This window comes from Lentzea sp. NPDC060358 (genome assembly GCF_042725365.1).
Lineage (GTDB): Bacteria > Actinomycetota > Actinomycetes > Mycobacteriales > Pseudonocardiaceae > Lentzea.
The window spans coordinates 1-19,783 of record NZ_JBHXCW010000148.1 but is presented as its reverse complement, the minus strand read 5'-3'; the positions used below and the strand labels follow the sequence as shown (position 1 = coordinate 19,783).

General features: G+C 71.6%; 22 protein-coding genes. 4 read left to right on the top strand and 18 right to left on the bottom strand.

Translation table 11 applies throughout. From position 1 onward, the window contains the following. Positions 1 to 32: 32 nt before the first annotated feature. The 14 genes from rpsO to rimP form a co-directional block, all read right to left on the bottom strand. Positions 33 to 302 (bottom strand): 30S ribosomal protein S15, encoded by a 270-nt coding sequence (gene rpsO, locus ACFWGZ_RS27060; RefSeq protein WP_030471762.1) that lies wholly within the window; start codon positions 300 to 302, stop codon positions 33 to 35. Positions 303 to 603: 301 nt separating this feature from the next. Next, complete coding sequence (locus ACFWGZ_RS27055; RefSeq protein WP_382454385.1) at positions 604 to 1,083, bottom strand: helix-turn-helix domain-containing protein; 480 nt, start codon at positions 1,081 to 1,083, stop codon at positions 604 to 606. An 85-nt stretch (positions 1,084 to 1,168) separates the two neighbouring features. After that, complete coding sequence (locus tag ACFWGZ_RS27050; protein ID WP_382454384.1) at positions 1,169 to 2,101, bottom strand: bifunctional riboflavin kinase/FAD synthetase; 933 nt, start codon at positions 2,099 to 2,101, stop codon at positions 1,169 to 1,171. Between the two features lie 58 nt (positions 2,102 to 2,159). Further along, positions 2,160 to 3,047, bottom strand: coding sequence for a tRNA pseudouridine(55) synthase TruB (truB, locus tag ACFWGZ_RS27045; protein WP_382454383.1), 888 nt, complete (start codon positions 3,045 to 3,047; stop codon positions 2,160 to 2,162). 11 nt (positions 3,048 to 3,058) lie between these two features. Beyond that, positions 3,059 to 4,399, bottom strand: coding sequence for a nitrate/nitrite transporter (locus ACFWGZ_RS27040; protein WP_382454382.1), 1,341 nt, complete (start codon positions 4,397 to 4,399; stop codon positions 3,059 to 3,061). Positions 4,400 to 4,528: 129 nt separating this feature from the next. Next, complete coding sequence (locus ACFWGZ_RS27035) at positions 4,529 to 5,830, bottom strand: MATE family efflux transporter (protein WP_382454381.1); 1,302 nt, start codon at positions 5,828 to 5,830, stop codon at positions 4,529 to 4,531. A 58-nt stretch (positions 5,831 to 5,888) separates the two neighbouring features. Continuing rightward, entirely contained in the window at positions 5,889 to 7,022 is a 1,134-nt protein-coding gene (locus ACFWGZ_RS27030; RefSeq protein ID WP_382454380.1) for an ROK family protein, read from the bottom strand. After that, entirely contained in the window at positions 7,019 to 8,005 is a 987-nt protein-coding gene (locus tag ACFWGZ_RS27025) for a bifunctional oligoribonuclease/PAP phosphatase NrnA (protein WP_382454379.1), read from the bottom strand. Before ACFWGZ_RS27025 ends, ACFWGZ_RS27030 begins: the two co-directional genes overlap by 4 nt. A gap of 132 nt (positions 8,006 to 8,137) precedes the next feature. After that, positions 8,138 to 8,587, bottom strand: coding sequence for a 30S ribosome-binding factor RbfA (gene rbfA / locus ACFWGZ_RS27020; protein WP_382454378.1), 450 nt, complete (start codon positions 8,585 to 8,587; stop codon positions 8,138 to 8,140). A gap of 13 nt (positions 8,588 to 8,600) precedes the next feature. Next, positions 8,601 to 8,897 (bottom strand): DUF503 domain-containing protein, encoded by a 297-nt coding sequence (locus tag ACFWGZ_RS27015; protein WP_382454377.1) that lies wholly within the window; start codon positions 8,895 to 8,897, stop codon positions 8,601 to 8,603. A 73-nt stretch (positions 8,898 to 8,970) separates the two neighbouring features. Next, a complete protein-coding gene (infB, locus tag ACFWGZ_RS27010; RefSeq protein ID WP_382454376.1) occupies positions 8,971 to 12,111 on the bottom strand; it encodes a translation initiation factor IF-2 in 3,141 nt (1,046 codons plus the stop codon). A gap of 76 nt (positions 12,112 to 12,187) precedes the next feature. Next, complete coding sequence (locus ACFWGZ_RS27005; RefSeq protein ID WP_382454386.1) at positions 12,188 to 12,445, bottom strand: YlxR family protein; 258 nt, start codon at positions 12,443 to 12,445, stop codon at positions 12,188 to 12,190. 126 nt (positions 12,446 to 12,571) lie between these two features. Then, the gene (nusA, locus tag ACFWGZ_RS27000) at positions 12,572 to 13,585 is read right to left on the bottom strand and encodes a transcription termination factor NusA (protein WP_382454375.1); all 1,014 of its coding nucleotides are present in this window, start codon (positions 13,583 to 13,585) and stop codon (positions 12,572 to 12,574) included. After that, entirely contained in the window at positions 13,582 to 14,106 is a 525-nt protein-coding gene (gene rimP, locus ACFWGZ_RS26995) for a ribosome maturation factor RimP (protein ID WP_382454374.1), read from the bottom strand. Before rimP ends, nusA begins: the two co-directional genes overlap by 4 nt. Positions 14,107 to 14,164: 58 nt before the next feature. Between rimP and ACFWGZ_RS26990 the strand changes: the two genes are divergently transcribed. Next, complete coding sequence (locus ACFWGZ_RS26990; RefSeq protein WP_382454373.1) at positions 14,165 to 14,686, top strand: hypothetical protein; 522 nt, start codon at positions 14,165 to 14,167, stop codon at positions 14,684 to 14,686. Next, positions 14,683 to 15,111: a ferritin-like domain-containing protein gene (locus ACFWGZ_RS26985; RefSeq protein WP_382454372.1), complete on the top strand. Its 429-nt coding sequence runs from the start codon at positions 14,683 to 14,685 to the stop codon at positions 15,109 to 15,111. Before ACFWGZ_RS26990 ends, ACFWGZ_RS26985 begins: the two co-directional genes overlap by 4 nt. Here the strand turns inward: ACFWGZ_RS26985 and ACFWGZ_RS26980 are convergent. Genes ACFWGZ_RS26980 through ACFWGZ_RS26965 form a run of 4 tightly spaced genes read right to left on the bottom strand, consistent with a single transcriptional unit; the run spans position 15,108 to position 18,225 of the window. Further along, positions 15,108 to 15,839 (bottom strand): hypothetical protein, encoded by a 732-nt coding sequence (locus tag ACFWGZ_RS26980; protein WP_382454371.1) that lies wholly within the window; start codon positions 15,837 to 15,839, stop codon positions 15,108 to 15,110. The two genes, ACFWGZ_RS26985 and ACFWGZ_RS26980, sit on opposite strands and share 4 nt — an antisense overlap. 55 nt (positions 15,840 to 15,894) lie before the next feature. After that, complete coding sequence (locus tag ACFWGZ_RS26975; protein ID WP_382454370.1) at positions 15,895 to 16,848, bottom strand: aminotransferase class V-fold PLP-dependent enzyme; 954 nt, start codon at positions 16,846 to 16,848, stop codon at positions 15,895 to 15,897. Beyond that, complete coding sequence (locus ACFWGZ_RS26970; protein ID WP_382454369.1) at positions 16,841 to 17,305, bottom strand: DUF4442 domain-containing protein; 465 nt, start codon at positions 17,303 to 17,305, stop codon at positions 16,841 to 16,843. The genes ACFWGZ_RS26975 and ACFWGZ_RS26970 overlap by 8 nt, the downstream gene beginning before the upstream one ends. A gap of 11 nt (positions 17,306 to 17,316) precedes the next feature. Beyond that, positions 17,317 to 18,225, bottom strand: a complete 909-nt coding sequence (locus tag ACFWGZ_RS26965) for a glycosyltransferase (RefSeq protein ID WP_382454368.1) — start codon at positions 18,223 to 18,225, stop codon at positions 17,317 to 17,319. Between the two features lie 40 nt (positions 18,226 to 18,265). Here ACFWGZ_RS26965 and ACFWGZ_RS26960 point away from each other — a divergent pair, with 40 nt between their 5' ends. Next, positions 18,266 to 18,673 (top strand): YjbQ family protein, encoded by a 408-nt coding sequence (locus ACFWGZ_RS26960; RefSeq protein WP_382454367.1) that lies wholly within the window; start codon positions 18,266 to 18,268, stop codon positions 18,671 to 18,673. Positions 18,674 to 18,733: 60 nt separating this feature from the next. After that, positions 18,734 to 19,726 (top strand): hypothetical protein, encoded by a 993-nt coding sequence (locus ACFWGZ_RS26955; protein ID WP_382454366.1) that lies wholly within the window; start codon positions 18,734 to 18,736, stop codon positions 19,724 to 19,726. Positions 19,727 to 19,783 lie beyond the last annotated feature (57 nt).

The window sequence follows — 19,783 nt, the reverse complement described above, 5'->3', positions numbered from 1 at the left end:
GTGACCGGCCGGTCACTCCCCCTCGGCGTGAATCACCTGCGCAGACCGAGGCGCTGGATCAGCGCGCGGTAGCGGTTGATGTCCACCTTGGTCAGGTAGTTCAGCAGACGGCGGCGACGGCCGACCATCAGCAGGAGACCACGGCGGGAGTGGTGGTCGTGCTTGTGCTGCTTGAGGTGCTCCGTGAGGTCCGCGATGCGCTTGCTCAGCAGGGCCACCTGCGCCTCGGTCGAGCCGGTGTCCGAGTCGTGCAGACCGTACTCGCCGAGGATGGACTTCTTCTGCTCCGTGGACAGTGCCACTAGGTCTTTCTCCTACTTGTTCAGGTCCGTGCGGCCCCACGCCCGCCGAATTGCTGGCCGGGGTAGCCGGTGCTGGCCGCCACGGACCGCAGCCAGACCCAACTGCGAAGGCTATCAGGCACCGTGCTCAGCGGCGCGCTGACGTGCGCAACCCCACCCGCGGCACGGGTGCGTGGAGGCCGTCGGCGCTGCTCACGAGCACCACCCCGGACGGCTTGCGCCACCCTCGGGTGCACGAGACCAGTGTCGTGCGAACCGCCGGAGTTGCCAACTCATTTAGGCGGTGACGCACCGGGCGGCGTCACCTGCCGGCGGCCCGGATGACCCGGCGGAACAGGTCGGCGATGGCCGGGAACTCGTCGGAGAGCAGGTCGGCGGCCTGCTGCAGCTCGGAGCGGTCGGCCACCCGGCGCAGCACGGGGTAGGCGGCGCTCTCGTCGCCGTTGACCGGCAGCGAGTCGCGGGACACCGTCGGCTTGGAGTCGCGCACGTCGTCGAGCGCGCGCTGCAACGCCTCCGGCGCCCCGGTCGCCACGTCCGGCGTGAGGACCTTGCGCTCCAGCATGATCATGCGGGCGAGCACGGACGGGTTGCCGATCTTGGCGCGCCGGCCGCTCATCACCTGGCTGAGCATCGGCGCGCTGATCCCCAGCACGTCCGCGAGCTGCGCCTGCGACACGTTGAAGGCCACGACCAGACGGCGCACCCGGTCACCCAAGGGCTCCCCGTACCACTCCCGCTGAAGCGCGAGGTTGCGCTGCACGATCTTGTGGTCCTCCACCGTTGGCCTCTCCCGTAGCCCGCACACTGCCCCGCATCCTGCCAGCACAGCGGCTCCCGGATGCCCTTTTCGCCTGATCTGACGTTCAGGAGTCGGCCAGCAGTTCCCTCGTTCGGTCCACGTCGCGGTGCATCTGCTCGAGCAGGGCCTCGACGGAGTCGTACTTCTCCATCTCGCGCAGCCGCTCGACGAAGTCCACGGCGACCCGCTGGCCGTAGTAGTCCTCGTCGACGTCCAGCACGAACGCCTCGACGCGGCGCTCCCGGCCGGAGAACGTGGGGTTGGTCCCCACGCTCACCGCGGCCTTGAGCTTCTCGCCCCTGGCGTCGGTGAACCAGCACGCGTAGATGCCGTCCGCCGGCACCGCGGCGAACTTCGGCGTCGACAGGTTGGCGGTCGGGAACCCCAGGTCCTTGCCCCGCCCGTCGCCCTTGACGACGATCCCTTCCAGACGGTGCGGGCGCCCCAGCGCCTCGGCCGCCGCCTTCACGTCCCCCGCGTCGATGCACGCGCGGACGTAGGTGGACGAGTAGGTCACCTCGTCTGCGGACACCAGATCAGCCCCCTCGGTCGCGAATCCGAACCGCTGCCCGAGCTGGCGCAGCAACGCGACGGTACCGGCTGCCTTGTGCCCGAAGGTGAAGTTCTCGCCGACGACGACCGCCGCCGCGTGCAACTTCTCCACCAGGACCTCGTGCACGAACTCGTCGGCGGGCATCCGGGAGGTCTCGAGGCTGAACGGCACGACGACGAAGTGGTCGATGCCGAGCTCCTCGACCAGCGCGGCCCGGCGGCGCAGCGTGGTGAGCTGCGCGGGGTGGCTGCCGGGGCGCACCACCTCGGACGGGTGCGGGTCGAACGTCATCAGCACCGACGGCAGCCCGCGCTCCCCGGCGAGCTCGACGGCCCTGCCGATGAGCGCCTGATGCCCTTTGTGGACACCGTCGAAGACCCCGATGGTGACCACGCAGCGGCCCCAGCCGCCGGGGAGGTGGTCGAGACCGCGCCAGCGTTGCACGGTGATCAGCCTACGTCGGTCTCCTGGTCCGCTGCTCGGCACCCGGTCGCGCCCCCGCTCAGCCGGCCGGGCTGAGCACGACCACGGGCTTGCAGGCGGTGCCCTCGTCCTTGGCCAGGGCGATGACGTGGCCGTCGGGCCCGAACACGCCGTAGGTGCCGTCGATGCCGCCCGCGCGCAGCCGCTGCCCGTGCGAGAGCGCCGACGCCTCCGCCGGGTCGATCTCGCGGCGCGGGAACGCCGTGGCGACGGCGGCGTCGAGGTCGAGCGACAGGCCGGGCGTGTCCTCCAGCTGCTGCAGCGTGCGCGCCACGCGCAGGTCGAACGGGCCGACCCTGGTGCGCCGCAACGCGCCCAGGTGCCCGCCGACGCCGAGCGCGGCGCCGAGGTCGCGGGCCAGCGCACGCACGTACGTGCCGGAGGAGCACTCGACCATCACGTCGAGCAGGACCGTCTTGTCCTCACGCCGCGAGAACAGCACGTCGAACCGATGCACCGTCACCGGCCGCGCGGGGATCTCGACCTCTTCGCCGGCACGCACGCGGGCGTAGGCGCGCTTGCCGTCGATCTTCACCGCGGAGACCGACGACGGCACCTGCTGGATCGCGCCGGTCAGCTTCGCGACCTCGGCGGCGACCGCCTCGTCCGAGACCCCCGAAGCGTCCTCAGTGGACAGCACCTCGCCCTCGGCGTCGTCCGTGGTGGTGGAGGCGCCGAGCACGATCGTGGCGAGGTAGGCCTTGCTGTCGAGCGCGAGGTGGCCGAGGAGCTTGGTGGCGCGCTCGATGCCGAGCACGAGCACACCGGTCGCCATCGGGTCGAGCGTGCCGGCGTGCCCGACCTTGCGGGTGCCGAGGATCCTGCGCACACGCGCCACCACGTCGTGCGAGGTCATGCCGTCCGGCTTGTCGACGACGACCAGGCCCGGTGCAACAGAGGGTTTCACGGCGGAGAAGCTTAAGCGACGCGCAGAGCGTCCCAGCGACGACGCCGGATCTGCACGGGCACCGTCTCCCCGCGCTCCTCGGCCTCGAACACGGCGGCACGCGCGCGTCGCCACCACACGAGCATGCGCCAGCCACCGACGACGAGCACCACGACGCAGAAGCTCAGCGCGATGCGGAACGCCGTCTGCGGGGCGAGCACCCCTTCGACGAGGTCCAGCAGCACGCCGACGCCCAGCGCGGTCACCGTCACGGCGAGGAAGCCGCCGACGTTGACCAGGCCGCTCGCCGTGGACTGGCGGTGCGAGGGGTTGTAGTCGCGGGCGAGGGCGAACGCCACGCCCGAGATCGGCCCGCCGACGGTGAGCACGAGGAACACCGCGGCGATGACCGGCGCCGGCACGCGCCCGCCCGGCCACAGCAGCAGCACGGCCCACCCGGCCAGCGCGAACGCCAGGAACCCGACCGAGATCGGCATGCGCCACTCGGGGTTGCGGGAGAACAGGCCGCCGATGATCGGGCTGGCCACGATCGCACCGATGACCAGCAGGCCGAGCGTGGACGACGCGGCCTTGGCGGACATCCCCTGCGCCTGCACGAGGTACGGGTAGCCCCACAGCAGGCCGATGACGGCCGGCGTGGACATCGTGCTGAAGTGCGCCCAGAACCCGAGCCGGGTGCCGGGGACGCTCCACGCCTGCCGCACCTTCGGCCAGATCTTGCGCAACGGCACGGGTTCCGGCTTCGGCGCCACGACCCCGGCGGGCACGTCGCGCACCCGCAGGAACGCCACGGCCGAGTACAGCGCGGTCACGCCACCGGCGACGAGGAACGCCCACGTCCAGCCGACCGAGCCGAGCAGGAGCGTCAGCGGCACGGTGGCGACGAGGTTGCCGACGCCGCCGATCGCGGCCGTGACCGCCACGACGAGCGAGTACTGGCGCGGCGGGAAGTGCGAGGCGACGAGCCGGATGACGCTGATGAACGTCATCGCGTCGCCCATGCCCAGCACGGCGCGGGCGACGAGCCCGAGGCCGTAGGAGTCGGCGACGGCGAAGAGCACCTGGCCGGTGCCCATGAGCAGCGCGGCGGCGGTGAGGACCCGGCGCGGCCCGTAGCGGTCCACGAGCAGGCCGGTGGGGATCTGCATGAGGGCGTAGACACCGATCTGCAGCACGGTGAACACGCCGAGCTGCGCGGGTCCGAGCCCGAAGCGCTCGCTCGCCTCCAGCCCGGCCACGCCGAGCGTGGTCCGGTGGAACAGGGCGGCGAAGTAGACGAGTACGGCGGTGGTCCAGATCAGCCACGATGCGCGGGTAGCGCTGCCAAAACCAGTTCGGCGGACCGACGGCAAGACGACACTCTCCCAGGTCGGGGTGGGCGGGCATTAGTTACATCGCCTAAACAACCTTTTGGGTGACGTTTCCATGCCGTGAGGTCGACCACAGCGCCCGATCAGGGCGAACGCCTGTGAGCGGCCCTGCTAGCGGACCGCGCCCTCCACGGCCCACTCGCCCGACCGGGTCCGCCAGACGACCGCCACGAGCCGCAGCAGCATGAACAGCGACAAGCCCGTCCAGATCCCGGCGAGCCCCCACCCGAACACGTACGAGGCCCACACGAGCGGCAGGAACCCGACCACCGCGGACCCGAGCGTCGCCGTGCGCATGAACCTCACGTCACCCGCGCCGAGCAGCACCCCGTCGAGCGCGAACACCACGCCCGCGACCGGTTGCAGCGCGACGAAGAACCACCAGGCGTGCGGGATCTCGCCGAGCACCCCGGCGTCGGAGGTGAACGCCCGCGGCAGCACGGTGAACAGCGCCGCGAACAGGACCCCGAGCCCGATGCCGAACACCAGCCCGTACCGCGTGACCTGCCACGCGAGCCTCTCGGCCTGCTTGCGCCGCGACGCGCCCAGCGCCGCACCGACGAGCGACTGCGCCGCGATCGCCAGCGAGTCGAGCACGAGCGCGAGAAACGTCCACAGCTGCAACACGACCTGATGGGCGCCCAACGCCCCGACGGACGTCCGTGCCGCCACCGAAGCCGCACTGATGAAGCACGCCTGGAACGCCAGGCTTCGCAGCACCAGATCGCGCCCCATGCCGAGCTGTGCGCGCATGGCCGTCCACTGCGGGCGCAACGACACGCGTTCGGCGATGAGCGCCTTGAAGAAGAGCGACGCCGACAGCACCTGCGCCACGACGTTGGCGACCGCCGAGCCCTCCAGCCCCCAGCCCACGCCGTAGACGAGCGCCGGGCACAGCACGGCGCTGATGCCGTTGCCGATCAGGATGTACGTGAGCGGTCTCTTGGTGTCCTGGACACCGCGCATCCACCCGTTGCCGGCCATCGTGACGAGGATGAACGGCGCACCGAACAACGCGATGCGCACCCACTCCACCGCCGCGTCCGCGACCGCCCCGCCGCCCGCGAGCAGCTCCGCCAGCGGCCGGGCGAACACCTGCCCCAGCAGCACGACGAGCACGCCGGCCGCCAGCGCGAGCCAGGTCGCCTGGACCCCCTCCTCGACGGCCTCCTGCCGCCGCCCCGCACCGTGCAACCGGGCGGTGCGCGCCGTCGTGCCGTACGAGAGGAACGTCAGCTGCGTCGAGACCTGCGTGAGCAGCACACCGCCCAACGCCAGCCCGGCGAGCGGCAACGCCCCGAGGTGCCCGACCACGGCCGTGTCGACGAGCACGTACAACGGCTCGGCCGCCAGCACCCCCAGTGCGGGCACCGCCAGCCCGATGACCCGCCGAGCGGGAACCCGATCCTCCACCCGTCGAACCTAGGTGGTGGGAAGCGCTTCCGTCCGGTGACGGCGGCCACTCATCGCGTCACGAGCTCTGCGGCAGCCCGAACACCCGTTCCCGCGCCACCGCGAGCGCCGAGTGCAGCGCCCCCGACCGCACCGGGCTCGCCGTGACCTGCGCGAGCCGCACCGGCGTGCGCGGCACCACCAGCTTCAGCAGCTCGGCCGCCACCAGGTCGCACAGCGTCTCGCCGCCGGCCTGCGCCACCCCGCCCGAGAGCAGCACCAGCTCCGGGTCGAGCACGCACACCACGTTCGCCAGCCCCAGGGCGATCCGGCGAGCGAGGTCCGACAGGAACTCACGCCCTTCGGCGCCCGAGGCCAGCGCGTGCGCCACGGCCCCCAGACCGGACTCGGCCGTGATGCCGTGCGACTTCGCCAGCGCCACGATCGCGTCGCCGTCGACCAGGTCGCCGTAGCGGCCGCCGGGGATCTGCATCGAGTCGATCTCGCCCGCGCCGCCCGTGACGCCGCGCAGCAGCACCCCGTTCACCACCACCGCGGACCCGATCTCGTCCGCCGGCCAGAACAGCACGAAGTTCCGCACCCCCGCGGCCCGGCCGGAGCTCATCTCCTCCAGCGCGGCGAGGTTGATGTCGTTCTCGATCGACACCGACGTGCCCAGCAGGTCGCGCAGCGTCGACGGCAGGTCGACGTCCACCAGGCCCGGCAGGTGCGGCGCGAACCCGAGGTGCCCGGTCGACGGGTCCACCGCGCCGGGCGTGCCCACGACGACGTGCGACAACGCGTCCAGCCGCAGCCCGGCCAGCGCCGCCGCCTTCTGCACCGTCTCGCGGAACGCGCGGAGCGTGTGCTCCTTCGGCATCGGCGCGCTGTGCTCGGCGAGCAGCGACCCGGTGATGTCCGCGACGACCACGTCGATCAGCTCGGGCGACAACGCCACCGCCGCCACGTGGCCGACGCCGCCGTTGACGGCCCACATCTGCGCCCGCGGCCCGCGCCCGCCACCGCGCAGCCCGGTGCGGACGACCATGCCGTCCTCCTCGAGCCGCGCCAGCAGCTGGGCCGTGGCGGGCTTCGACAGCCCGATGACCTCTTCCAGCTCGGCGCGCGTCATCGCACCGCTGCGCAGCAACGTCTCGATCGCGGCGCGGTCGTTGATCTCCCGCAGCAGCCGCGGACTACCCGTCCGTGTCATGACCCCACCTGCTCCAACGCACCCTTCAGCGCGGCGACGACCTGCTCCGAGACCCCGTCGAAGGTGAACCCGGCCGCCAGCCGGTGCCCCCCGCCCCCGAGGACCTGCGCCACCTCGCGCACGTCGACCTCGCCCACGGCCCGCAGCGACACGGACCAGTACCCCGGGCGCAACTCCTTCAGCACGGCCGCCACCTCGGCCTCCGAGGCGGAGCGCACGACGTCGATCACGCTCTCCACCTCCTCGCTGCGCACGTCCCGCGCGTCCTCGAGGCTCACGACGGCGTGCACCAGCCCCAGCCCGCCCGCGGCCGTCCGGTCCAGCTCCGCCTTCGCCAGCACCTGCGACAGCATGCCGAGGTACGCGAACGGGTGAGCGTCCATCAACGGCCGGGTGACGCTGTGGGCGTCGACCCCGGTCTTCAGCAGCCGGGCGGCGGTCTCGTGCGCGCCGGGCCCGGCCTTGCGGAAACCGCCGGTGTCGGTGACCAGACCGGCGTAGAGGCACCGGGCGATCGGCTCGTCGACCTCGGCGCCCATCTCGTCCAGCAGCTTCAACGCGATGAGCGCGGTGGCCTCGGCTCCGGCGTCGACGCAGTGGACGGTCCCGTAGCGCGTGTTCGACACGTGGTGGTCGACGACGATGACGGGCCCGCGCGCGTTGGCCACCCTGTCCCCCAGCGGTCCCAGCCGCGCCACGCTGCCGGTGTCCATGACGACCAGCAGTTCCGGCACCTCGGGCACCTCGTCTCGGTGGACCAGCAACCCGGCCGTGTCCAGCGCCCGCAGGCTCTCCGGCACGGCCTCCGGCTCGCCGAACGCCACGCGCACCCGGACACCGCGCCGGTGCAGCGCGAGTCCCACGGCCAACGCACTCCCGAGCGTGTCCGCGTCGGGGTTGACGTGACTCAGCAGGGTCACGTCGCGGGCGTCGGCCAGCAACCGCGCGGCCTCGGCAAGGGTGGTGCTCAGGTCGTCTGCCACAGGGAGACGTTAGCCGCTGATCGTCCGAATGTGCTGTCCGGCACCCTCGGACAGGACAGTTCCCATCCGGTCTCCGGGCGCGAAGACATCAGGGCGGACACGGCAACCGCGTCCGCCCTGCTGCGCCGGAAATCAGTCCTCGTCTTCGTCCTCGCGAGGCGCCTTGTACGGGTCCGCCTCACCGGCGGGCGAGGCACCGGCTGCGATGCGGGCCACCTCGGCGTCGGCGGCCTGCGCCCGGGCCAGCAGCTCGTCCATCTTCCTGGCCGCGTCCGGCACGGTGTCGGTCACGAACGTGAGCGTGGGCGTGAACCGGACACCGGTCTGCGCCCCCACCATCGACCGCAGGACGCCCTTGGCCTTCTCGAGAGCCGCAGCGGCCCCCGCCAGGTCCGGCTCGGAGTCCAGCCGCTCACCCAGAACGGTGTAGTACACGGTCGCGTCGTGCAGATCCCCGGTCACCTTGGTGTCGGTGATCGTGACACGGGCGAGCCGAGGGTCCTTGACCTCGTGCTCCAAAGCGGAGGCGACGATCTGCGAGATCCGCTTGGCGAGCTTGCGGGCACGTGCCGTGTCGGCCACGAGCCTCCCCTTCCTAGTCGTCCTCCGGCCCGACGACACGCGTCCGGGCGGAGAGCAGTTCCAGTTCGGGCCGTCCGGCGACCAGCCTTTCACAGCCGGCGAGGACGTCCCTGACGTGCTCCAGATCGGCGGCCACCGCCGCCACGCCGATCAGCGACCGGCGGTGCAGGTCGAGGTGACCCGCCTCGGAGACAGCGACCTCGAAGCGCCGCCGCAGCTCGGCCACCACGGGCCGCACGAGCGAACGCTTCTCCTTCAACGAGTGGACGTCACCGAGCAGCACGTCCAGTTCCAGAATCCCTGCGTACACGCGCAAGATCCTCCAGAAGAAAGGGGTGCGGAGCCACCGGTTAAAACGGCTCCGCACCCCTCACCTCGACCGACTAGGCGCGCGGCTTCTCGCGCATCTCGTAGGTCTCGATGACGTCTTCCAGCTTGAGGTCGCTGTAGTTGCCGAGCGTGAGACCACACTCGAAACCTTCGCGGACCTCGGTGGCGTCGTCCTTGAACCGCTTGAGCGAGCTGATCGGGAGGTTCTCCGCGATCACCTTGCCGTCACGGAGCAGGCGCGCCCTGGCGTTGCGGCGGATCTCGCCCGACAGGACCATGCAACCCGCGATCGTGCCGACCTTGGAGGACTTGAAGACGTCGCGGATCTCGGCGCGGCCGAGCTGGACCTCTTCGTACTCCGGCTTGAGGAGACCCTTGAGGGCCGCCTCGATCTCGTCGATCGCCTGGTAGATGACCGTGTAGTAGCGGACGTCGATGCCCTCGCGGTTCGCGAGCTCGGTCGCCTTGCCCTCGGCCCGGACGTTGAAGCCCAGGACGATGGCGGAGGAGGCCACGGCGAGGTTGATGTCGCCTTCGGTGATGCCACCGACACCGCGGTGGACCACGCGCAGTTCGACGTCGTCGCCGACCTCGATCTTCATGAGCGCGTCCTCGAGGGCCTCGACGGTACCCGAGTTGTCACCCTTGATGATCAAGGTGAGCTGGCTGGTCTCCTTCAGCGCGGCGTCCAGGTCCTCCAGGCTGACGCGCTTGCGCTTCGCGGCGTTCAGCGCGTTGCGAGTGCGGGCCTGGCGACGCTCGGCGATCTGGCGAGCGACGCGGTCCTCCTCGACCACGAGGAACGTGTCACCGGCGCGCGGCACCGAGGTCAGACCGATCACCTGCACCGGACGCGACGGGGTCGCGACGGTGACGTCGTCGCCGTGCTCGTCGACCATGCGGCGCACGCGACCGTACGCGTCACCCGCGACGATCGAGGAGCCGACGCGCAGCGATCCGCGCTGGACGAGAACGGTGGCGACCGGACCACGACCGCGGTCGAGGTGCGCCTCGATCGCGACGCCCTGGGCCTCCATGTCCGGGTTGGCCCGGAGGTCCAGCGAAGCGTCGGCGGTCAACAGGATGGCCTCGAGGAGGCTGTCGATGTTGATGCCCTGCTTGGCCGAGATGTCGACGAACATCGTGTCGCCGCCGTACTCCTCGGCGACGAGGCCGTACTCCGTCAGCTGCTGGCGGATCTTGGAGGGGTTCGCACCCTCCTTGTCGATCTTGTTGACCGCGACCACGATCGGCGCCTGAGCGGCCTGCGCGTGGTTGATGGCCTCCACGGTCTGGGGCATCACACCGTCGTCGGCCGCGACGACGATGACCGCGATGTCGGTCGCGTTCGCACCACGGGCACGCATGGCGGTGAACGCCTCGTGACCCGGGGTGTCGATGAAGGTGATGAGCCGCGGGTTGCCCTCGAGCTCGGTCTCCACCTGGTACGCGCCGATGTGCTGGGTGATGCCGCCGGCCTCGCCCTCGGCCACCTTCGCCTTGCGGATGGTGTCGAGCAGGCGGGTCTTGCCGTGGTCGACGTGACCCATGACGGTGACGACCGGCGGGCGGACCTGCAGGTCCTCCTCGTCGCCGGCGTCCTCGCCGTAGGTGATGTCGAACGTCTCGAGCAGCTCGCGGTCCTCCTCCTCGGGGGACACGACCTGCACGACGTAGTTCATCTCCGTGCCGAGGAGCTCGAGGATCTCGTCGGACACCGACTGCGTCGCCGTGACCATCTCACCCAGGTGGAACAGCACCTGGACGAGCGACGCCGGGTTGGCGTTGATCTTGTCGGCGAAGTCGGTCAGCGAGGCACCGCGCGGCAGGCGGATCGTCTCGCCACTGCCCTTGGGCAGGCGGACGCCGCCGACCGAAGGCGCCTGCATGTTGTCCATGTACTCCTGGCGCTTCTGCCGCTTGGACTTGCGTCCACGGCGCGCCGGACCACCCGGACGACCGAAGGCACCGGCGGTACCGCCGCGGCCAGCGCCGCCGCCACCACCGGGACGACCGCGGAAACCGCCGCCACCGGCCGGGGCGCCGCCACCGGCACCGCCACCACCGCCGGGACGGAAGCCACCGCCACCGCCACCACCGCCACCGGGGCGGAAGCCACCGCCGCCGCCACCGCCGCCACCGCCGCGGAAGCCACCGCCTCCGCCGCCGCCACCGCCGCCGCGGAAGCCGCCACCGCCGCCGCCCCCACCGGGACGACCGCCGCCACCACCGGGACGGCCACCGCCGCCACCGCCGGGACCAGGACGGTTACCGGCCGGACGGCCCGGCATCATGCCGGGGTTCGGCCGCGGGGGCATGTTGCCCGGGTTCGGGCGAGGACCGCCCTGACCGGGGGCAGGACGAGGACCGCCCTGGCCGGGGCCACCGGGACGGGGACCGCCCTGGGCCGCGGCCGGACGCGGGCCGCCCTGACCGGGGGCACCGCTCGGACGGGGGTTCGCCGGACGGGGGTCGCCGGGCTTCGGTCCGGACGGGCGCTCGCCCTGGTCCTGACGCGGACCCGGACGGGGCCCGGGACGCGGCGAGGGAGCGTTGCCGCCACCGACGCCGAAGGGGTTGTTGCCCGGACGCGGGGCACGCGGGCCTGCAGGCTTGGGAGACTGCGGGCGCGGCGGCACCACGGACGGGGACTGACCAGCGGACGCGGCCGGGGCCTGCGGCTGCTGCTGCGGAGCCGGGCGCGGGCCCGGACGCGGGCCACCCGGCTTGGCGCCGGGAGCCGGGGCTGCCTTCGGAGCGGCCGGAGCCGACGCGGCGGGTGCCGGTGCGGCGGCCGGGGCCGAGGGCTGCGCGGGTGCGGACGCGGCGGGAGCCTGCGCGGCAGGAGCTGCCGGAGCGGGCTTCGGTGCCGGCGGGCGCGGGGCCGCGGGCTTCGGGCCGGGGAAGGCCTTCGGGACCGCGGGCCTGTCGGCTGCCGGCTTCGACTCCGCCGCGGCGGCGGGCGCTGCGGCAGCAGCGGGTGCGGGTGCCTTGGGCTTCGGAGCGGACGGCTTGGGGGCCGGCTTCGAAGACTTGGCCTCGTAGGCGTCGCGGAGCCGCCGGGCCACGGGGGCCTCGACGGTGGACGACGCGGACTTCACGTATTCGCCTTGTTCGGCGAGCTTGTTCAGAACTTCCTTGCTCGTAACACCGAGCTCTTTCGCGAGCTCGTGCACGCGGGCCTTGCCTGCCACTGCTCTCCTTGGTCGTGAGGCCGGCGGGCAAGTCCCATCGACCTCGTCTTATCGTCGCGCGTTCATGTCTTCAGCTTCACGGCTGACTCATGACGGGTCGACCTGCTTCCTTGTTTCCTGCTGGCCGGGAGGCTGTCCCCCGGCCGACTTCCTGTGCCGCCACTTCCTCCAAGTGCTCGCGCAACAAGGCGACGTCGAGCGCTCCCTGGACCTTCAAGGCCCGCGAGAACGCCCGTCGCCGCTCGGCGTTGCGCAGACATTCGAGATCGAAATGCAACCATGCACCCCGACCAGGAAGTCGCCTGCGGAGGTCCGGAACCACCGAACCGTCCACCGCGACCACACGCAGCAGCTCAGAGGGCAACGTCCGGGTACGGCATCCGATGCACGTTCGAACAGGGCCGATGTGTTGGGTGGTCGAACCCGGCGTTGAACCGTTGATGAGTCTATCCCCTGGAGCTCATTCGGCCGAACTGGATGTGACCGCACCGGCGGCCGGCGACTCCGCGTCGCTGCGGATGTCGATGCGCCAGCCGGTCAGGCGGGCGGCCAGGCGGGCGTTCTGGCCCTCCTTGCCGATCGCCAGCGACAGCTGGAAGTCGGGCACCACGACGCGGGCGGTCTTGGCGCGCTCGTCGAGCACCCTGACCGACACAACCTTCGCAGGTGACAATGCATTCCCGACGAAAGTGGCGGGGTCGTCGGAGTGGTCGATGATGTCGATCTTCTCGCCACCGAGCTCGTGCATGACGTTGCGCACACGGGCCCCCATCGGGCCGATGCAGGCGCCCTTGGCGTTCACTCCGGCAACCGTTGATTTCACCGCGATCTTCGAACGGTGACCTGCCTCACGTGCCACCGCGGGGATCTCCACGGTGCCGTCCGCGATCTCCGGGACCTCGAGGGCGAACAGCCGCCGGACGAGGTTCGGGTGCGTCCGCGAGAGGGCGATCTGCGGCCCGCGCGCGCCGCGGGAGACGCTCACGACGTAGCACTTGATGCGCTCACCGTGGTTGTACTGCTCGCCCGGCACCTGCTCGGCCGGCGGCAGCACGCCCTCGGTGTCGCCCACCTGGACGACGACCATGCCGCGGGCGTTCGCGCGCGCGTCGCGCTGCACGACACCGGCGATGATCTCGCCCTCCTTGGCGGCGAACTCGCCGAAGGTGCGCTCGTGCTCGGCGTCGCGCAGCCGCTGCAGGATGACCTGGCGGGCGGTCGTGGCGGCGATGCGGCCGAAGCCCTCGGGGGTGTCGTCCCACTCCTCCTGCACGACGCCGTCCGGACCCAGTTCCTGCGCGAGCACGCGCACGACGCCCGTCTTGCGGTCGATCTCCACGCGCGAGTGCGAGTGGTGCCCTTCGGTGTGCTTGTAGGCGGTCAGCAGCGCTGACTCGATCGCCTCCAGGACCGTCTCGAAGGGGATGTCCTTTTCACGTTCGATCGCCCTCAGGGCGGCGATGTCGACGTTCACCTCGGCTCCTCCTCCGGTGCTGTGCGAGTGAGCCGAGCCAGTTCTTCGACCGGCGGCTGCTTGAACTCGATCTCCATGACCGCGCGTTCGATGTGGCGGTAGTCCACGCGCCGCAGCTCGCCCTGGTGCAGCAGCTCGACCCCGGTCTCGTCGCACTCGCCGACCCGGCCGAACCACTCGGCCTGCTCGGGCTGCTTGACCTTCACGAGGCGCAGGTGCGCGCGCTTCCAGTGGCGGGGGCGGGTGAGCGGGCGGTCGACACCCGGCGAGGTGACCTCGAGGGTGTACGGCCCGTTGATCAGGTGGTCGTGCGCGTCGAGCGCGGCGGAGACCACGCGGCTCGCCTCGGCGACCTCGTCGAGCCCGATGCCGTCCTCACCGTCCACGACGACCTTGACCAGACGGCGGCGCCCAGCCTGATTCACGTCGAGCGCGTCGAGGTCGAAGCCGGCGGCTTCGAGAGCTTCCCGCACAACGGGTGCTAGCTGCGCGGAAAGCTCTCCGCGCGGCGGGCTGGACACGTGGTGACTCCTTCAGTTCGAACGCATGGAAACCCCGGCCGACGGTGTTTCGGCGGCCGTGGACGACCAGACTATCTCGTTCGCCGGGCTCCCACCGCGCCCCCACGTCCCGCAGGGGGTGCTGGCAATATGGGGCCGCGTGATCTCCGATTCGGTCAGCCGCCGCCGTGTGCTGCTCGCGGTGGCCGCCGCACCGCTCGCCGCGGCGTGCACCGCAGAGCCCGCCCCGCCACCGCCGCCGGACCCGTTGTCGGCCCTCGCGGCGCAGGCCCGTGCGGACGCCAAGCTCGCCCAGACGCTGACGACCCCCGCGGCCGCCGAGATCGCGAAGGCCCGCGAGACGCACGCCTCCCTGCTGCAGGCCGAGGTCGACCGCGAGCGCCCGCCGCTGTCCTCCACGGCGCCGCCCGTCCCCACCTCACCGCCGACGCCTCCCGACCCGGCGGCGGCCATGCGCACCGCGCTGGACGACGCCGTGCGCGACGCCTCGGCCCTGGTCGCCACGCTGCCCGCCCACCGCGCCGGCCTCGTCGGCTCGGTGGCCGCGGGCTGCGCCTCGCTGCGGGAGGTGCTCGCGTGAACGTGGACTCCGTCCAGACCGCGCTCGGCAGCGAGCACGCGGCGTTGTGGACCTACGGCCTCGTGTCGGCGTTCCTGGGCAACCAGGCGGCGGCCGTCGCGGAGGGCTCGAACGCGCACCGGGCGCGCCGGGACGTGACCGAGCGGTGGCTGCGCGACCGCGGCGCGACGCCGAACCCGCCGGCCGCGGCCTACCTGCCGCCGGCGCCCGTCTCGGACGGGCCGTCGGCGCTCGCGGCCCTGGTCGCGGTGGAGCAGGACACCTGCGCCGCGTGGCGGGGTGTGCTGGAGCGGACCGACGACTCGGCCCTGCGGACGTCGGCGCTCGAGTCGCTGACGGCGGCGGCCGTGCGGGCGACGCGGTGGCGCAAGGTCGCCGGCACGAACCCGGCATCGATCACGATGCCGGGCGTCGCCTCGGGCTAGCTCGTCGGGAACGAGGACGCGAGCCTGATCGCGTCCGCGGAGACCCTCTTCATCTCCTTGTTGTGCGCGAGGGCGTCGGCGCCCTTGACCGGCGAGTCCGACTCGACGATCACGACCTCCTGGTCGCGCTGCTCGGAGGCGTAGCCGCCGTTGGCGAGCGTGGTCAGCGGCGGCACGCTGATGGCCTTGTCCAGGACGAGGTCCTTGACGTTGCCGGTGCCGTCCTTCTGGGTGAGCTCCCGCAACTGCCGCGCCTCGTCCGCCGTGCGCATCTTCACCACGGACACCGACGAGTACACGATCCGCCCGTCGGGCAGTTTCGCCGTGTAGAACGCACGGGTCAGTTGCAGGCACGGCGTGGTTTTCAGGAACGCCTGCGTCTGGCCGCTCGCGTGAGCGACGCAGTCGCTGTCCTTCACCGGCTCGGACAACTGCGCCACGGTGGTGAACTCGAACTCCCCCGCGGTCTTCTGCGGTTGCGAGATCGGCTGGTCCACCGGGTCCGACGGCTGCAACACCCACCACACGAAACCCGACACCACCGCGACGCCGACGAGCGCCAGTGCCTTGCCCACCCACGTCGTCTTGCGCGGGGGCGGAGGCGGCGGGGCGGGTACGTGCCCCTGGCGGTTGTCCATGATCGACTGGAGCTTCTGCAGCTCGTCGGCCGGGTACAGCGGCGCGGTGTCGGTCGGCCTCGGTGGGAAGCGAGGCAGGTTCTGTGTCACCTCTTCAGGTGACTGACGTGGATCCGACACAAGGACCAACGGTAACGGACGGCAGTCACGCGAGCGCTTCGAGCACCCGATCAACGTCCTCGATCGTGTTGTAAAGGTGACATGCGAACCGCGTGCGACCTGCGCGAACCGACGAGACGACGCCCTCGACGGCAGGCCCGGCGATCGAGACGATCGCCGATCCGGTGGGCGCGAGCCCCAGTCCGGTGAGGAGCCGGTCGGTCAGGCCGACGCAGTGCGCGCGCACGGCGTCGAGGTCCAAAGAGGCCACCCACGGCAACGCGACCGCCGCACCGACGTGGGAGATCCACGTGGGCGAGAGGTCGAACCGGCGTGCGTCGGGGCGCAGCAGCAGTTCGGTGCCGTAGTTCTCGCCCGTGCTGTACCAGTTCGCGGCCACCGGCCGCAGCGAGTCCATCCGGTCGGGACGGACCGCCAGCCAGGCGGCGCCGCGGGGTGACATCAGCCACTTGTACGCCACGCCGACGACGAAATCGGCCCACGCCAACGACAACGGCATCCACCCGGCGGCCTGCGACACGTCCAGGAACACCGGTTTGCCGGACGCCCGCAGCGCGTCGAGGTCCGCGATCGCGCCGTCCGCCGACTGCACCACGCTCACGGCGACGAGGTCGGCCTCGTCCACTGTGGACACGATCCGGTGTCCCGCCGCGACGAACGGCAGCGAGACGCTGGTGAACTCACCGGGTTCGACGCAGACCTTCGACCCCGCCGGCAACGCCTGGGCGACCAGGGAGGCGAACTGCGAGACCGTGGCGCCGCACGCCACCGACGCCGCGGGCACCCCGACGAGCTTCCCGAAGGCCGCGCGGGAGGTCTCGACGGCCTCGGTGAACGCGGACGACGTGTCCTCGCCGCGCCGCCACCGCACGTGGGCGGCCGCGACCGCGTCGGCGACGTGCCGCGGGGGCACGCCGATGGACGCCGTGTTCAGGTAGCCGGGCCGGACGTCGAAGACCGCCCCGAACGCCTCACGCATGCGTCAGCCTCGTGTCGCGCTTGCGGCGCGCGTAGACCTGCTTCCTCACCCTCGCGATCACGGTCCCATCCTGCCCGACGACGTCCGTGTCGAACCAGATCAAGGCCTTCGCACCGGACCCGGTCTGCTCCAGCACCTGCTCGACGTGGGCGTCGGTCAGCCGGAACTCCGCGGTGACGGTGCCGCGGCCGGGCGCGACGAACTCGATCTCGCCGGCCCGGTCCCAGACGACGTGCTCGCCGCGGAGCTGGTTGAACAGCAGCAGCACCCAGAACGGGTCGGTCATCGCGAACAGCGAGCCGCCGAAGTGGGTGCCGAAGAAGTTGCGGTTCCACGGACGCAGACGCATCCGCACGCGCGCATACCGGTAGTCCGGCGAGATCTCCTCGACGCGGATGCCGGCGAACAGGAACGGCGGCCACAGGTTCATCCCGAAGCGCAGGCGGCTTGCCCTCATAAAAAACAGTGTTACACAACGTCCGCCAGCCCGGTCGCGACTTCGTCCGGCGACGGCATGTGACGTATCTCTTCCGCCACCTGACCTGCGGCTTCCCGATACCGGTCGTCCAGCAGCACCTGTCGCGCGCTCTCCGCGACGGCCTCGACGCCCGCCTCGTCCGGCCGGATCGCCACGCCCGCCCGCACGAGCGCCTCCGCGTTGCCGAGCTGGTCGGCGCCCTGCGGCAGCACGACCTGTGGGACCCCCTCGGCCAGCGAGGTCAGCATGGTGCCGCTGCCGCCGTGGTGGATGACGACGTCGGCCTGCCTGATGACCTCGGCCTGCGCCAGCCAGCGCCCCGGCGTGGCGGCGACGACCTGGACGTCGAGCCGGCCGAGTCCCGCGACGGCGGTCTCCAGCAGGTCCCGGGTGCCGAACACGGTCCCGAACGTGACGTAGACGAGCTTCTCGTGCGTGCGCTCGGGCACCTCGCCCGGTGACACGTGCGGCACCGGCCGCAGCAGCAGGCGGTCGTCGGTGAACCCCTCGTCCTGCAACGAGGGCGGGCAGATGTCGAGGTGCCGGCCGCCCTCCGGCCGCACCAGCCCGATGCCGTCGGGGAACATCCGCCCGAATCCGTGCCACAGCACGGGGAACGCCCGCCGCCGCGCCTCCCGGAAGACCTCGGGCACCGACCAGCCGCTGATCACCAGGTCGGGCAGGACGCGTTCGAGCTCGGGGGCGATGTCCTCGGCGTAGATCTCGCCGAACACCAGGCCGGGGCGGAACGGCCGCAGTCCCAGCCGGTCCAGCTCGGGGTGCATCTCCTCGCCCACCGCGAAGTGCACCTCGTGCCCGGCGGCGCGCAGGGCGACCGCGAGCGGGACCAACGGGTAGGTGTGGCCGACCGAGGCCATGCTGGCGAAGAGCACGCGCATGGCGCGACGGTACCGGCGGCCGTTCGTAAGATCTCGGGTCATGCGCAGCGAGGAGATCCAGGTCCGCACCGGCGCCGAGGAGGTCGTCCACGACCTCACGCGGGAGTGCCAGCGGTTCCTCGAGGACGAGACCGGCGACGGCCTGCTGCACGTGTGGGTGCCGCACGCCACGGCGGGGGTCGCGATCATCGAGACTGGTGCGGGCAGCGACGACGACCTGCTGACGGCGCTGGAGCGCGTCCTGCCCCGCGACGTGCGGTGGCGGCACCGGCACGGCACCCCCGGCCACGGCCGGGACCACGTGATGCCCGCGTTCGTGCCGCCCTACGCGACGATCCCGGTGCTGGGCGGTGTGCTGACGCTCGGCACGTGGCAGTCGATCTGCCTCGTCGACACCAACGTCGACAACCCCGTCCGCACGGTCCGGCTGAGCTTCCTGGCCGGCTAGCCGCCGGAGCGGGCTCGCGGTGCTCAGAGGGCTGTCGGACCCACGATGTACCGTTTGCCCGTGACGTACCCAGGTGGCGGACAGGGCGGCTGGAACGACCAGCAGGGCTGGGGCCAGCAGCAGGGGGACTTCCCCAGCGGGAACTACCAGGGCGGCGGCTACCCGCAGACCGGTGGCTTCCCCCAGCAGGGCCAGTACCCCCAGCAGGGCGGTTACCCCCAGCAGGGCGGGTTCCAGCACCAGCAGCAGGGCTACAGCGGTTACGGCGGCCTGGGCGTGTACGGCGGTTTCGACGACGAGCCGCCGAAGAACAAGAAGACGCTCTGGCTGGTGCTAGGCGCGGTGGTCCTCGTGCTGCTCGTCGGCGGCGGCCTGACGTGGTTCCTGCTCACGCGCTCCAGCGACGACCCGAACGCGCAGGGCGGCACCAGCACGTCGTCCCAGCCCCCGGCCACGTCCTCCTCGGCGCCCGCCGACACCGGGTGCCCGAAGACCGACGGCGCGCAGTGCGTGAAGACGTCCCTGGGTTACAACTACGAGGTCCCGAAGACGTGGGACATCGTGGACGCCAGCATCCCGGTCGAGAAGTACGAGGGCGTCGCGCTGACGGGCGTCACCTCCTATGGCGACTACACGTGCGAGGGCAAGCCCTTCACCAAGGGCACCAACGGCGGCGCGCTGCTGCCCAAGGGTGACATCAACCAGACCGCGACCGACTTCACCAAGGCCATCTCGGGCCAGTACTACTCGTCGGGCGGCACCCCGAAGATCGACGTGACGCAGCCCAAGCCGGTGAAGATCGAGCACACCCAGAAGGACGGCAAGAAGGTCGTCGTCGAGGGCGTGCAGGTCGACGCGACCGTCACCCAGTCCGGCAACAAGTGCCTGGCCAGCAAGGGAATGCTCAAGGTCGTCGTGCTGAACGGCAGCAGCAAGCTGCACGTGCTGGTCGTCAACGGCGACCTGGAGGGCGGCGGTGGCGGCACGAACCCGCCGCTGCTCAAGGAGTCGGACCTGCAGAAGATCGTCGACTCGCTCGTGCCGACCACCTAGGAACCCGAGGCGTCGCGACACTCCCCGGACACGGAAACGCCGGGCAGGCCCACGGCC

What these genes read in the sequence shown, in the direction of transcription:
- ACFWGZ_RS27030 (WP_382454380.1), bottom strand. Translation starts at nt 7,022, where the DNA reads ATGACACGGACGGGTAGTCCGCGGCTGCTGCGGGAGATCAACGACCGC.
- ACFWGZ_RS26975 (WP_382454370.1), bottom strand. Translation starts at nt 16,848, where the DNA reads ATGCGTGAGGCGTTCGGGGCGGTCTTCGACGTCCGGCCCGGCTACCTG.
- ACFWGZ_RS26970 (WP_382454369.1), bottom strand. Translation starts at nt 17,305, where the DNA reads ATGAGGGCAAGCCGCCTGCGCTTCGGGATGAACCTGTGGCCGCCGTTC.
- ACFWGZ_RS26965 (WP_382454368.1), bottom strand. Translation starts at nt 18,225, where the DNA reads ATGCGCGTGCTCTTCGCCAGCATGGCCTCGGTCGGCCACACCTACCCG.
- ACFWGZ_RS26960 (WP_382454367.1), top strand. Translation starts at nt 18,266, where the DNA reads ATGCGCAGCGAGGAGATCCAGGTCCGCACCGGCGCCGAGGAGGTCGTC.